Annotated in this window: 11 protein-coding genes and 1 pseudogene; 7 read left to right on the top strand and 5 right to left on the bottom strand. The window is 43.3% G+C overall.

Features of this window, described 5'->3' with window-relative positions; all coding sequences use genetic code 11:
• Positions 1-122: 122 nt before the first annotated feature.
• Positions 123-1,316, bottom strand: a complete 1,194-nt coding sequence (locus PN447_RS15745) for an amidohydrolase family protein (RefSeq protein ID WP_271763963.1) — start codon at positions 1,314-1,316, stop codon at positions 123-125.
• Positions 1,317-1,400: 84 nt separating this feature from the next.
• Here PN447_RS15745 and gloB point away from each other — a divergent pair, with 84 nt between their 5' ends.
• The 4 genes from gloB to PN447_RS15725 all read left to right on the top strand — a co-directional run bounded on the left by gloB (position 1,401) and on the right by PN447_RS15725 (position 7,516).
• The gene (gene gloB / locus PN447_RS15740; protein WP_271763962.1) at positions 1,401-2,174 is read left to right on the top strand and encodes a hydroxyacylglutathione hydrolase; all 774 of its coding nucleotides are present in this window, start codon (positions 1,401-1,403) and stop codon (positions 2,172-2,174) included.
• Between the two features lie 202 nt (positions 2,175-2,376).
• Positions 2,377-3,942: an efflux RND transporter periplasmic adaptor subunit gene (locus PN447_RS15735; RefSeq protein ID WP_271763961.1), complete on the top strand. Its 1,566-nt coding sequence runs from the start codon at positions 2,377-2,379 to the stop codon at positions 3,940-3,942.
• 41 nt (positions 3,943-3,983) lie between these two features.
• A complete protein-coding gene (locus PN447_RS15730) occupies positions 3,984-7,139 on the top strand; it encodes an efflux RND transporter permease subunit (protein WP_271763960.1) in 3,156 nt (1,051 codons plus the stop codon).
• 101 nt (positions 7,140-7,240) lie between these two features.
• Positions 7,241-7,516 (top strand): hypothetical protein, encoded by a 276-nt coding sequence (locus PN447_RS15725; RefSeq protein WP_271763959.1) that lies wholly within the window; start codon positions 7,241-7,243, stop codon positions 7,514-7,516.
• A 49-nt stretch (positions 7,517-7,565) separates the two neighbouring features.
• Here the strand turns inward: PN447_RS15725 and PN447_RS15720 are convergent.
• Positions 7,566-7,673 (bottom strand): annotated as a pseudogene (locus tag PN447_RS15720) (SAM-dependent methyltransferase); the annotation flags it as partial.
• A 157-nt stretch (positions 7,674-7,830) separates the two neighbouring features.
• Here PN447_RS15720 and PN447_RS15715 point away from each other — a divergent pair.
• From PN447_RS15715 to tatC, 3 genes are all read left to right on the top strand, one after another.
• Entirely contained in the window at positions 7,831-9,099 is a 1,269-nt protein-coding gene (locus tag PN447_RS15715; RefSeq protein WP_271763958.1) for an FAD-dependent hydroxylase, read from the top strand.
• Between the two features lie 240 nt (positions 9,100-9,339).
• Positions 9,340-11,562: a lytic transglycosylase domain-containing protein gene (locus PN447_RS15710; RefSeq protein WP_271763957.1), complete on the top strand. Its 2,223-nt coding sequence runs from the start codon at positions 9,340-9,342 to the stop codon at positions 11,560-11,562.
• Between the two features lie 124 nt (positions 11,563-11,686).
• Positions 11,687-12,472: a twin-arginine translocase subunit TatC gene (tatC, locus tag PN447_RS15705; protein WP_271763956.1), complete on the top strand. Its 786-nt coding sequence runs from the start codon at positions 11,687-11,689 to the stop codon at positions 12,470-12,472.
• 12 nt (positions 12,473-12,484) lie between these two features.
• Here tatC and plsY read toward each other — a convergent pair whose 3' ends face one another.
• The 3 genes from plsY to PN447_RS15690 all read right to left on the bottom strand — a co-directional run bounded on the left by plsY (position 12,485) and on the right by PN447_RS15690 (position 13,732).
• Positions 12,485-13,165 (bottom strand): glycerol-3-phosphate 1-O-acyltransferase PlsY, encoded by a 681-nt coding sequence (plsY, locus tag PN447_RS15700; protein ID WP_271763955.1) that lies wholly within the window; start codon positions 13,163-13,165, stop codon positions 12,485-12,487.
• Positions 13,166-13,275: 110 nt separating this feature from the next.
• Positions 13,276-13,542 (bottom strand): zinc ribbon domain-containing protein, encoded by a 267-nt coding sequence (locus tag PN447_RS15695; RefSeq protein WP_442867104.1) that lies wholly within the window; start codon positions 13,540-13,542, stop codon positions 13,276-13,278.
• Between the two features lie 58 nt (positions 13,543-13,600).
• The gene (locus tag PN447_RS15690; protein ID WP_271763954.1) at positions 13,601-13,732 is read right to left on the bottom strand and encodes a hypothetical protein; all 132 of its coding nucleotides are present in this window, start codon (positions 13,730-13,732) and stop codon (positions 13,601-13,603) included.
• Positions 13,733-13,801 lie beyond the last annotated feature (69 nt).

The raw sequence follows: 13,801 nt of genomic DNA, 5'->3' as shown, positions 1-13,801 counted from the left end.
TCGCGTCGGCAGTAGTCTCAATTCAATACTTTATATCACTCTATTATATATCAAGTAGTTGATTTTTTACTAAAAATATATGGATTCTTGTCAATACAAGTATAGTTTTGTCTATGAAATTGTCAACTTAGGACTTGCTCTAAGTCTGCCACCACTTCACCATTCTCAACATTAGCCAACATATGCTTTTCCGTGGTTAGTAATTGTCCATCCCACACCTCAATTACCCTCACCGTTGAACCTGCGGCAGGAATTCGGAAATCACTTACTTTTTTTGGTTCTATAATAAAATTATTTACAAATAATGCCGGCACATAGGGTAACAGTGCTTGACCTTCTTTCGCCACCAATACACCTTGGCAATAGGTAGACTGCACTGTAAACTCCTCTAAATTATTCACTACTATGAAATCCGCAGGATCTGCAACTTGTAATAAACCCACATTGAGGTTGTAGTGTCTTACTGGGTTTACACAAGCAATTTGCAACACATTCATTACATCATGACCCAATATTAGGGAATGGCGCACCAGTTCATTAATGTGTCCCCTCACCAAATCATCAGGATGCAAATCATCACTACAAAACATACATTGGTCGGGGTGAGAATCAATTAAGCTGTGGAGGGCTAAATAGTTCTTAGCTGCTGAACCTTCACGAATCAGAATCTTCATCCCCACAGCGATTTTGTCTAAAGCTTCCTCTAGAGTTGAACACTCATGATCAGTTGTAATATTGGCATCAGCATACTTTTGTAAGTCTTGACCAGATAGTCCTGGCGCGTGTCCATCAATGGGATATCCTAATTTGTTAGCCAAATCAATCTTTGAGATTACATCAGTGTTATTCCATAGGACACCAGGGACATTCATCACTTCACTCAGATAAGAAATCCCGGGATGTTGGAATAATTGCTTGATTTCCATGGCGGTAAGGTTTGCACCTGCTGTTTCAAATGTGGTTGCGGGAACACAACTAGGTGCGCCGAATGCTATTTTAAATAGTGTTTGGGTGGCATTGGTGAGCATAAACTCCACACCGGCCATTCCTAAGACATTGGCTATTTCGTGAGGATCACAAACCGCTCCTACCGTACCATGCACCGTAGCTATACGGGCAAATTCTGTCGGCACTAGCATTGAGCTTTCGATATGGACATGGGCATCAATAAAACCTGGAAGTATGTATTGTTGGTAAATCTGTTTTGGTTCCTGTTCAATTGATTGAATACGCCCTTGAGCAATGGTAATTGTACCAGGAAATATGGTTTTGTGGATAACGTCTACAATTTGCCCAGAAATTTTACAGGTTGACATGACCCACCTCCACCAGTTGCAGCCCGTGCCTGATATAGTTTTATCATAATCATACACCAGTATGATCGGTGGGAATAAGAGAAAATGCAGGTAATCCGTCTTAATGCACTGTCAGACAACTACATATTTTTGCTCCACGATGCTCAACAAAATCTTGCTGCTGTGGTTGACCCCGCAGTAGCTGAACCAGTATTAAAACAACTTGCAGAACTAAAGACCGAGTTAGTGGCAATTTTTAACACTCATCATCATCACGACCATGTGGGTGGAAATCAGGAGTTAATTAGACATTTCCCTAAGTTGACGGTGTATGGTGGTGCTGAGGATCAGGGGAGAATTCCCGGACAACAGGTATTTTTGCAACCGGGAGATAGTGTGGAGTTTGGCGATCGCACCGCCACGATTCTTTTTGTTCCTGGTCACACCCGCGCTCATATCGCTTACTATTTCCCCCCCACAAAACTGAGTGAACCTGGAGAGTTATTCTGTGGTGATACTTTGTTTGCAGGGGGTTGCGGTCGCTTATTTGAAGGTACACCGACCCAAATGGTCAACTCTTTGGCTCAACTACGCAATCTCCCAGACAATACTCGTGTTTGGTGTGCCCATGAGTACACTTTAAAAAATCTGGAGTTTGCTCTGACTGTAGATACTGATAATAGGGCTTTACAAAAGCGCTACAAGGAAGTAGACAACTTTCGTAGTCGCCAGGAGGCTACTGTTCCCTCATGGTTGGGGGTGGAAAAGCTGACCAATCCCTTTTTAGGTTGGGACAAACCCTCATTACAGTTAGCTGTCAAGAGTAGCGACCCAGTACAAACTTTCGCTCGTTTACGAGGAATGAAAGATAGATTTTAAGCCAAAAAAATGCTATTTTCCCTCGTAATATGTTGAATTAATGTATATCTACACAGTTGTTAGCTATAGCTATTAAATCGTTCTATTTCCTAGAAAATATCTTCTCATTTGTGTATAATGCAAGCATTCGCTTACATAAAGCTACATTCTTATTTGTTGACTTGAGTCTTAACAGCAATTATAAAGATATGAGAATATAACAATGGTGAACTCTGAATTTCCTGAGTCTCCAGTTTCCAGAGAAACTGAAAAGTCTGCGGTTAACAATTACAGTCACATTGAACAGCAACAACAAACATTGAAACCAAGGAAAAAGCGGCCCTGGTACTTAATCTGGTTGCTGATTCTGCTAATTGCAGGGGGTGGCTTGGGTTGGCGGTGGTGGCAAAATAGCTTTGCTGGTCGGGTAGATAGAGGCGGGGTACGGGCTGGCCAACCCATGGGAATTCCTGTAAAGTTAGCTACAGTAGAAACTACAACCATACAAGAAAGTTCATTAATTGGCGGCTTTTTGGCATCTCCAGGCTCAGTAGCAATTAAGCCAGAGATTGACGGGCGCATTAGTGAAATTCTATTTAAAGAAGGCGATCGCGTGCAACAAGGGAAAGTGATTATTCGCCTGCAAAATAACGATACCCAAGCCCGCTTACGACAAGCAAAAGCAACATTAGACCGCACCCAAGCTCGACTAGCAGAACTCACCGCAGGTACACGTCCCGAAGAAATTGCCCAAGCCAAGGCTAGATTAGCTCAAGCCGAAACTCGCCTACAAAATGCTAAAGGTGGAGCGCGTCCACAAGAAATTGCTCAGGCTGAAGCTCAAATTGAGGTAGCTAAAGCTGATTTGGAATTAGCACAATCAAGAGCTAGACGATACCAAAAATTAAAGGAAGACGGAGCTGTTTCCCAAGACCAATTAGAAGGATTTCTCAGAGAACAAAGAAGCGCCGAGGCTAGACTGGAAGAAGCTCAAAGACGAACCGAACAACTTCGCAAAAGCAGAAGCGCTGATATTAATGAACTAACTGCATCTGTAGAACTAGAAAAGCAAAATCTCAAACAACTACAGAACGGACCCCGTGCTGAAGAAATTGCTCAAGCCCGTTCTCAAGTTATGGAATCCGCAGCCCAAGTTCAGGTAGCCGAAGTGCAACAGCAGTACACAAATATTGTCGCTCCTCTGACTGGTATTCTCGGTGATATACCCGTGAAGGTGGGAGATTTTGTCAAGCAGGGAGACGAACTCACCACACTGAATAAAAATGACACTTTGGAATTAAACTTATCTGTGCCTTTCCATCAAGGTGAAAGGTTGCGGGTGGGATTACCCGTAAAAATACTAGATGCTGAAGGCAAACCCGCTACATCAGGCAAAGTAAGTTTTATTTCACCGAATATCAATGTCAATACTCAGAATATCTTAGCTAAAGCCACCTTTGTCAATAACACCAAGCTAATACTCAACCGCCTGAACGTCCAAGCCCAAGTTATCTGGGATGAACGTCCCGGAATCTTAATTCCCGCTGAAGCAATATCTCGGATGGGTGGACAGACTTTTGTATTTGTAGCCCAAGAGCCGACAGAATCCCAACCGGGAATGCCCAACCTAGTAGCCCAACAAAAACCCGTGAAGTTGGGAGCTATTCAAGGAAACGATTATCACGTTATTGAGGGACTCGAACCCGGGGATAAAATTGTTGTTTCTGGTATTCTCAATCTCACTAATGGTGTGCCTATCATGCCTTTACCTGAAAAGATGCCTCAGTAAAAGCACAGAAAGACCACAATTCCTCATTCCCTCATGTTCTTATGTTTATTGATTTCTTTATCAAAAGACCCGTATTTAGTACAGTTTGTGCATTAATTGTGCTTTTGTTGGGGTTGATTAGTATTCCCACACTTCCCATTGCTCGTTTCCCGGATATTGCTCCCACTCAAATCAACGTCACCGCCAACTATAGCGGAGCTAGTGCTGAGGACGTAGAAAGCGGTGTGACGAATATCTTAGAAAGGCAAATCAACGGTATTCAAGGTATCCGCTACATTACTTCTAGCAGTAGTAACGATGGATCGAGTACAATTACAGCCACCTTCGACTCATCCCGCAATCCAGATATTGCAGCTGTGGATGTGCAAAATCGGGTATCTATAGCCGGACCCCAACTCCCAGAAGCAGTACAGCGAACTGGCGTGAGGGTGACAAAGCAATCTAACAATATTATCTTAGCTATTGGTCTATTTGCTGAGAATAACCAGTATGACAATATATTTTTAAGTAACTATGCCGACCTTTATTTAGCAGATGTCTTAAAAAGGGTTAAAGGTGTTGGTAATGTCGTCATCTTTGGTGAACGTCGTTATGCAATGCGTCTATGGTTGGATCCCAATCGCCTGGCTAGTCGGCGGCTGACAACTGAGGATGTAGTTAATACCCTGAAGGAACAAAATTTGCAGGTGAGCGCCGGGAGAATTGGTCAAGAACCGGCTCCAGAAGGGCAAAGATATCAAATTGATGTCCGTGCCGCCAGTAGACTCACAAAACCGGAAGAATTTGCCGAAATTATCCTGAAAACTAACGATGATGGCACGTTAATTAAGCTGAAAGATGTCGGTAGGGTAGAACTGGGTGCGGAAAATTACAATACCTTTTTGCGATATCGCGCTAAAGATGCTGTAGGCTTGGGGATTTATCAGCTTCCTGGGAGTAATGCTTTAGATGTCGCCCGGGGGGTTAGGGAAGAAATGGCGCGACTGGCTCCCAATTTTCCGCCGGGAATACAGTATCAGGTGGCTTTTGACACTACACGCTTTGTGGAAGAGTCGATGTCAGAGGTGATCAAGACTCTAATTGCAGCAGTAATACTCGTTGTAATTGTAATTTTTGTCTTTTTGCAGGACTGGCGCACGACTTTAATTCCCGCTCTCACAGTTCCCCTATCTTTAATTGGGACGTTTATTTTTGCTCGGATTTTTGACTTTTCTATTAATAGTTTAACTTTGTTTGGTCTGACTTTAGCATCGGGGATGGTGGTAGATGATGCCATTGTGGTGGTTGAGCAAATCAGCCGTTTTATCCAGGATAAGGGAATGAGTCCTCGCCAGGCGGCCAGTGAATCTATGGCTGAATTGTTTGGTGCAGTGATTGCTACGTCCTTGGTGCTGATGGCTGTGTTTGTTCCCGTGGCATTTTTTCCGGGAACTACGGGCGCACTGTATCGCCAATTTGCCATTACCATCGCCTTTTCCATTGTGATTTCTACTTTTCTGGCTTTGACTCTCACACCTTCTTTGTGTGCCTTACTCCTACGCCAAAGACCAAAACCTATGGCTAACGCCACGCTATCGCTATCAGGCTGGCTGGGTTGGGTATTTTACCAGATTAATCAGTTTATTGACTTGGTAAGAACACTATATCAGCGATCGCTTCACCTGATAGTCCGCTGGAAAAATATGATCATCGGACTATTCATCGTTTCTTTGGGAATGACTGCTTGGCTTTATACTACAGTACCTACAGCTTTTCTCCCAGAAGAAGACGAAGGTTTTTTTATTACACTAGTCCAAGGACCCCAAGGAGTTTCACTGCAATATACCAGTGATGTCATTGCCCAGGTAGAAAAAGAAATCCTGCAAATTCCCGAAGTCGTGGGAACCTTTGCCGTGGGTGGCTTCGGTTTCAGTGGTAGTACTGTTAATAATGGTATTATATTTACGACTCTGAAACCTTGGGCAGAACGCAACAGACCAGACCAATCAGTACAGGCTATACTCGGTAAATTACGAGGGAAACTATTCGCCATCCCAGAAGCCAGAGTCTTTCCCGTAAATCCCCCACCGATTCAGGGATTAGGTAACTTTGGCGGATTCCAACTTCAACTGCAAGACCGTAGAGGTGGTAGTGACCTACAAGGTTTAGTTCAATCCATGGGTCAACTGCTAGGCCGCGCCAACCAAACACCAGGATTACAAGCCGTATTCAGTACTTTTGCGGCGCAAACACCCCAATTACTGGTAGAAGTAGACCGGAATCGAGCCAAAGCCCTGCAAGTTTCCATAGATGACATCTTTGGGACTCTGCAAACTGCTTTGGGTTCTCAATATGTTAATGATTTCAACCTCCAACAGCGTAATTATCGCGTATATGTCCAGGCAGATAAACAGTTTCGCTCTAACCCCCAGGATATTGAGCAACTAGTTGTGCGTTCTCAAACTAATCAAATGATTCCCTTGAGAAACTTAATTAAAACTACTTCGGTTGTGGGAGCGCAAGTAATTAATCACTATAATCTATTTCGCTCCATTGAAATCAATGGTTCTGCGTCCCCTGGATTTAGTTCTGGAAGTGCCATTCAGTCCATGGAACAGTTAGCAGCAGAAGTATTACCACCCGGTTTTGGTTATGAGTGGTCAGGAACTGCATTGGAAGAAATAGAATCTGGCGGTTTAGCACCCATTATTTTTGGGTTAGGAATTGTCTTTGTCTTTTTAGTTTTGGCTGCTCAGTATGAGAACTACATAGACCCCCTAATTATCCTCTTAGCGGTTCCTTTAGCAATTTTTGGCGCACTTGTGGCTCAATCAATGCGGGGTTTTCCTAATGATATTTATTGTCAAATCGGTCTAGTCATGCTGATTGGTTTGGCGAGTAAAAACGCGATTTTAATCGTAGAATTTGCCAACCAATTACGGAATGAAGGGCTTTCTATTACTAAGGCCGCAGTAGAAGCTGCACAGGAACGTTTACGCCCGATTTTAATGACAGCATTTTCCACACTTCTGGGTATTTTCCCCTTAACCATTGCTACCGGTGCGGGTGCGGGAAGTCGTCAGTCCTTGGGAACTGCAGTATTTGGCGGGATGTTAATCGCTACTTTTTTAAGTTTGTTTGTGGTGCCAGTTTTGTATATTGTGATTAAAACCGCATCAGAAAGTTTATTCAAACCAAATCGGTCTGGTGTGAATTAACATCATCAAGACCTAAACAGCACATTGCATTCTGTGATGAGGTAAACTGGTATCGGGACAAATGCCTCCACTACAACGATTTTATTTTCCCTGAGAAACTAATGGAGATATTTCAAGTTATCCAAGAAACCATTACAAAACCACCTATTCCCCATGAACCACAGAAGCAATCATTGAAGGCTTGGGCTATGTATTGCTTGAGGGACAAAGGATTTACAGTAGTTTACGCCCAAAATGCCGACTTTGCCATTGAACGCAAGGGACAGGGAAAGCTGTATTTTAAGGTTACCAATAATCCAGAAGATGTGGATAATTCTTGTAGTTGGATAGTTTGGCATAGTGTGGACAAAAGCGTTAGCCTGATGCCACTCCGGTAATTAAAGGTTTTTATTGAGGACTTAAGTCCTCAATAAGTCTGTATAGATATTATACCCGCTTTTCAAATATCATTAAGTGTTGCTGAGGTAACAAGTTTTTGGTTTCTCGCCAAACTAAACCCACAGCTTCCATTTCTTGGCAGACTTGCTTTGGAGTTCCAGTCAAGATTAACTGTGTACCCTAGACGAATATCCTGGGTGGGGTAGCCCACCATCTATCATCTATATCTATGGTTAATTAATCCGGCCATATTTGCACGGATTTGTCTGTTTGCGTAAAAATAATAATTAGGACGCCTTAATTAATCTTAACAATGGTGATCACACAGCTACATCAAAAAATTTATCCTCAACAAACACCGCCAGATAATCAGGGATATGACTATGATCTGGTCATTGTCGGCGGTGGAATTATTGGTTTAACCTTAGCCGCGGCTTTAAAGGACTCTGGCTTAAGTATTCTGCTAATTGAGGCCAAAGTTGCTTCAGCAGCAGTGGCGAAGGGACAAGCTTATGCAGTTCATATGCTTTCGGCGCTCATTTACCAAGGAATTGGTGTTTGGGAGCAAATATCGCCTCAAATCGCAAAATATTGCCAAGTTCGCCTTTCTGATGCCGATTATCCTGATGTTGTGGAATTTATCACCGATGATTTAGGTACATCAGAGTTGGGTTATGTGGCGGAACACCAAGCTTTGTTAGAGCCTTTACAGGAATTTGTCCACAATTGTCAGAATGTGACTTATCTATGTCCCGCTGAGGTGGTCAAGACAGAATATCAGCAGGAGATTGTGGCTATAGATGTCAAAATTGCCGACCAAATTCAGACAGTCCGCGGTAAATTAATTGTCGCTGCTGATGGTTCGCGATCGCGTATCCGCGAAGCGGCGGGAATTAAAACTTCTGGCTGGAAATATTGGCAGTCCTGTATTGTAGCATTTGTAAAACCAGAGAAACACCACAATAACACTGCTTACGAACGATTTTGGCCTAGTGGACCATTTGCCATTCTACCACTACCTGGTAACCGTTGCCGTATTGTCTGGACAGCCCCCCACGCAGAAGCAGAGGCTTTATGTGCTTTAGATGACCAGCAGTTTTTGGCAGAACTCAGCCGCCGCTATGGTAATCAAATGGGTAAGCTAGAATTACTGGGCGATCGCTTTATTTTTCGAGTCCAACTGATGCAAAGCGATCGCTATGTTCTCCCCAGATTAGCCTTAATTGGTGATGCCGCACACAATTGTCATCCCGTCGGCGGACAAGGTTTAAACTTGGGGATTCGAGATGCTGCGGCTTTAGCCCAAGTGTTACAAACAGCACATCAACGGGGTAAAGATATTGGTAATCTCCAAGTCCTTAAAAGCTATGAACGCTGGCGCAAACCAGAAAACCTGACAATTCTAGCTTTCACGGATCTATTAGATCGGATGTTTTCTCATAACTTTTTCCCACTAGTAGTAATTCGTCGCCTAGGTTTGTGGATGATGCAGCGCATACCCATGTTAAAAGTATTTGCCCTCAAATTGATGATTGGTTTGAAAGGGCAAACCCCAGAACTAGCCAAGGCACCAGACAGATAACTCGTGTTTCGGCTCTTGGGAAAAACATAGCAGACGCTAATCTATCGCTCACGCCAGCGGTAGCTATCGCGTCTCCCTTCGGTGAGAAAACGCCACTATCTTCCCCATTCCCTGTTCCCTTATAAAGATATTTTAGGATTATTTAGGATGATTTGTAATATTTATGATTGACAAATAACACCCCAGTGCCAGCAATGCTAAAGTTGCAAAAACTTAAACCATAGTCTTGGGGGAGTATCCATGGGAAATCAACTACAAAAAAAACAGATTTCTTTGATTGCTGGTGCAGTCTTACTTGCGTTCTCAGCAGGTGCAATCGTATCCGTCCCCAACGTCAGAAAATTTTGGGGAGAATGGTTCAACTCAGCCATAAATCAGTCTGAACAAATTTCTACAGCTAGCCAAGTCAAATCAGCTGTATTTCCATTAGTATCACAGTCTCTACAAGAACGGGCAGAAAAACTAGAAGCGATCGCCAATAGTTCCATTTCACCAGACCGAGAACGGGCCCGTTATCTGTTAGCCAGTGATTTAATTAATATTAGGGAAGCAGAAAAGGCCTTAAGTCTTCTAGAAGGACTAGAAAAAAGTTACCCCAGTCTGGGCGCGTATATTTTACTCAAACAGGCCCAAGCACAGGACATACTCGGTGAGATTCGTCAAGCCTCCGATCTACGACAAAGAGTGCTGCGAGATTATCCCCAAGAAGCCGCAACAGCCAGAGCGCTGTATATGATCGCCCTACCAGAACATCATGATAGAGCGATCGCAGAGTTTCCCTCACATCCCCTCACCTGGGAAATTATTTATAAACGCTTAAGGGAAAATCCCCAACAGCCAAATTTACGGTTAATTTTGGCACAACACGCCTTTCACCAACCAGGAATAGTAGGTGTCTTAGATGAGCTAGTAAAACAACCAGATCTCAAACCCGATAGCGATAGCGTGGCAGTTGGTTCCATAGATTGGGAGATTGTCGGCACAGCCTACTGGGAAAATAATCAATTTGCGAAAGCTGGTGATGCCTATGTTAAAGCACCCCAGACAGCCCGCAACCTTTACCGCGCTGCACGAGGTTTACAGATAGGAGGTAAACAACCCGAAAAGGCATTGGCGATTTATAATCAACTAGTAGAAAAATTTCCCGATGCTAGGGAAACCGGACTAGCCCTATTACGTTTAGCTGAATTGGCTAAAAACCGCAAAGATGCTTTGCCCTATCTTGACCGAATAATTGCCAATTTCCCTCAACAAGCTAGTATGGCAGTAGTAGAAAAAGCCAAAATTTACCAGGGACTAAATGATCAAAAGTCGGCTCAACAGGCGTGGGAATTGCTATTAAGTGAATACGGTAGTTCTAATCAAGCCGCAGAGTATCGCTGGAACAAAGCCAAACAGCAAGCCAAAGCCAAAGATTACTTAGGCGCTTGGCAATGGGCGCAACCAATTGTGACTGAGAACCCTAATAGTATTTTAGCTCCCAGAGCAGGGTTTTGGGTGGGGAAATGGTCTACTAGATTAGGGCAACAAAAGGAAGCTAAAGCCGCTTATGAGTATGTGTTGAGTCGATTTCCTTACTCTTACTATGCTTGGCGTTCAGCTGTAACTCTGGGGCTGAATGTGGGTGATTTTGATAACGTCCGCCAATTGCAGCCGGAAGTAGTTATACAGCAACGACCTGTACCTCCGGCAGGTTCACAAACTTTCAAAGAACTGTATTTACTCGGTGAAGATGGTGATGCTTGGTTACAATGGGAAACAGAATTTACCAATAAACTCCAGCCCACCGTAGCAGAACAGTTTACTGAGGGATTAATGCGCCTGGTGAGAGGGCAAAATCTGGCAGCAATTAAGTTGATTTCTCAACTCGAAGACAGGGAAACACCAGAAGAACAAGCGGAGTATCAGGCTTTGAGCCAGGAGGTAAGTTATTGGCAAGCCCGTTATCCTTTTCTCTATCGCCAGGAAATTAAAAAATGGTCGGCTCAACGAGAGTTAAATCCCCTCCTGGTAATTGGTTTGATGCGTCAGGAATCAATGTTTGAGCCAAAAATTAGATCTGTGGTCGGTGCGACTGGTTTAATGCAGGTAATGCCCAGTACAGGTGAATGGATTGCTCCCCAAATTCAGTTGGATAGCAAAACAATTAACTTAGAGGACCCCAACGAAAATATTAATCTGGGAACATGGTATTTAGACTATACCCATCGGCGGTATAATAATAACTCCATGTTAGCGATCGCGAGTTATAATGCTGGTCCAGGTAACGTCGCCAAATGGCTACAGACTATTGGCAAAGATGATCCAGATGAGTTTGTGGAAGATATTCCTTTTAATGAAACTAGAAATTACGTGCGCCAAGTCTTTGGTAACTATTGGAATTATCTGAGACTTTATAACCCCGAAATTTCCGCCAAGGTAGCAAGATATTCACAGATACACCCCAAATTGCCCCAGAGGTAATTCAAAAAGAAAAGATAACATCCTGATAGCCTAGCCTGGGGTAAGTGATTGTTGGGAAAAACATAGTTTTGTCACTGCTTCGCCGGATACAATAGTTAACAAATGTTGCCTATTGATCTGACTAATGACACCCTCACAAGATGTAACTACTCCTGATATCCAACAAGAGGAATACGGCAACTCAGAACTGGATGCTCTCAATGAGTTGCCTGATGAAGTGGAAATGTCCCTTTTCGACCACCTAGAAGAGCTACGACAACGGATTTTTTATTCTTTAATTGGTGTTGCAGTTGGTGTTGTTGGCTGCTTCATCGCCGTTAAGCCCATTGTTAAGTTACTGGAAGTCCCCGCCCAAGGGGTCAAGTTTCTCCAACTGGCTCCGGGGGAATATTTCTTTGTTTCCATCAAAGTAGCGGGTTACAGTGGGTTAGTACTTTCTAGCCCCTTCATTCTTTACCAAATTATCCAGTTTGTTCTTCCGGGACTAACTCGGCGGGAACGCCGCTTACTCGGACCGGTGGTTTTAGGTTCTAGTGTGCTGTTTGTCACGGGTTTAGTATTTGCCTATTTACTACTAATTCCCGCAGCTTTGAACTTTTTCATTAACTACGGCGAAGATGTGGTAGATCAACTATGGTCTATTGACAAATACTTTGAATTTGTGCTGTTACTATTATTTAGTACTGGTTTAGCATTTCAAATTCCCATTATTCAATTATTACTAGGTAATTTGGGAATTGTCTCCTCTCAAAAGATGATTTCTGGCTGGCGATTTGTGATTATGGGAGCAGTGGTTCTCGGTGCTGTTCTCACCCCTTCCACTGATCCCCTGACCCAAAGTCTCCTAGCAGGGGCGGTTTTAGGACTCTACTTTGGTGGTATTGGTCTAGTGAAGCTGACAGGTAAGTGATTAATTAGATAGCTAGCTATCAGTAGTTGTTTCTGTTGCTAGCTTTTGCCCGATTTTTGGCTCTATACCTGCAAGTAGTCGCTGAATGTTAGCACGATGCCGTAAAATTACGTAAATTCCCCCAGCAATACCAAACAGGATATACGGTAGGGGCTGATGTAGGCTTACCATGAAAATCGGCACTGCGATCGCACCAGCAATGGAACTTAATGATACAATTCTGGATATAGCTATAAACACAGCAAACACTGCGGCTGTAGCTAATCCTACTTGCCAGTTCATCGCTAATAAAATTCCTAAGCTGGTAGCTACAGACTTACCGCCGGAGAAGCCGAGAAAAATTGATTTACTGTGTCCCAGGATAGCTAATAACCCCACTAAAGTAATCATCCAAGATTGCCAAAGTTGGATATTTACCGTTGAGGGGAGAAGATTTTGAGTAGGAGCAAAGGAGAATAACCAGTAAACAACTGCGATCGCTAATACTCCCTTGAAGCAATCAATTACTAAAACCAGAGCGCCCGGGCCTTTCCCTAAAGTGCGCAATACATTAGTTGCGCCCGTTGAACCCGAACCAACTTCGCGAATATCAATACCCTGTAAGAGCTTTCCCGCAATGTAGCCAGTGGGAAAAGAACCCAACAGATAAGCTACCACCAAAGCCACGCCACACAAACTGAACCAAATAGCCATAATTAAATCACAAAACACCATAAAAATTCAAGGTTTGCAGTGAGGACAAAAGTCCTCCGTTGCCATCTGCTATAGTCGGAAGGCTCCCGATACTTTTTTGCTAACATTAACTAACAAATACACTCTTTAAGAGAGGGCGTATCAACCAATGCACGTAGGAAAATCCCTCGCGCACCATTTATGTCCCGGCTCATTACCACCAGCCCGTCAGATGGAGACTTAACGAAATTAGCACCACCAAGGTTGGGGATGATTTCACCAGTCCAACTGACTGTTTTTGATGTGTACGCTTCGTTCACATCCATCACTACTTTATTAGTCTCAAAAGCCTTGTGCTTCAGAAACTGCTTAAATCGGTAGTGAGAGAGTGTTAACATTTGGCGCACTGACTTTGACCATTACCGTCGTTTCGCCTTCTGAGACATTTGGGATGTTTCAAACGTGAAAAAGTCTTTGTCCTGCTTCGTTTTTAATGCTTTCAATCTTGCCATTGTATGCGTACTTCCTTAAACTGTTTGGGTGCAGTCCCAGTTGTTTGACTGCTTCTCGTAGTGGTACATAAGCCATACCACTATCTGAGCATTTATGAGGATATGTAATCTATTATTAGTAAATAACTAGCTATTGACTAACCCT

The organism is Anabaena sp. CS-542/02, from assembly GCF_028331085.1.
GTDB lineage: Bacteria > Cyanobacteriota > Cyanobacteriia > Cyanobacteriales > Nostocaceae > Anabaenopsis > Anabaenopsis arnoldii.
This window is presented reverse-complemented; position numbering and strand designations above follow the sequence as displayed.

Excerpts from the sequence above, each read along its gene's own strand:
- PN447_RS15715 (WP_271763958.1), top strand. The coding sequence starts at position 7,831 with ATGGTGATCACACAGCTACATCAAAAAATTTATCCTCAACAAACACCG.
- tatC (WP_271763956.1), top strand. The coding sequence starts at position 11,687 with ATGACACCCTCACAAGATGTAACTACTCCTGATATCCAACAAGAGGAA.
- PN447_RS15735 (WP_271763961.1), top strand. The coding sequence starts at position 2,377 with ATGGTGAACTCTGAATTTCCTGAGTCTCCAGTTTCCAGAGAAACTGAA.
- PN447_RS15710 (WP_271763957.1), top strand. The coding sequence starts at position 9,340 with ATGGGAAATCAACTACAAAAAAAACAGATTTCTTTGATTGCTGGTGCA.
- PN447_RS15690 (WP_271763954.1), bottom strand. The coding sequence starts at position 13,732 with ATGGCTTATGTACCACTACGAGAAGCAGTCAAACAACTGGGACTGCAC.
- PN447_RS15695 (WP_442867104.1), bottom strand. The coding sequence starts at position 13,542 with ATGTTAACACTCTCTCACTACCGATTTAAGCAGTTTCTGAAGCACAAG.
- PN447_RS15730 (WP_271763960.1), top strand. The coding sequence starts at position 3,984 with ATGTTTATTGATTTCTTTATCAAAAGACCCGTATTTAGTACAGTTTGT.
- PN447_RS15745 (WP_271763963.1), bottom strand. The coding sequence starts at position 1,316 with ATGTCAACCTGTAAAATTTCTGGGCAAATTGTAGACGTTATCCACAAA.
- gloB (WP_271763962.1), top strand. The coding sequence starts at position 1,401 with ATGCAGGTAATCCGTCTTAATGCACTGTCAGACAACTACATATTTTTG.
- plsY (WP_271763955.1), bottom strand. The coding sequence starts at position 13,165 with ATGGCTATTTGGTTCAGTTTGTGTGGCGTGGCTTTGGTGGTAGCTTAT.
- PN447_RS15725 (WP_271763959.1), top strand. The coding sequence starts at position 7,241 with ATGGAGATATTTCAAGTTATCCAAGAAACCATTACAAAACCACCTATT.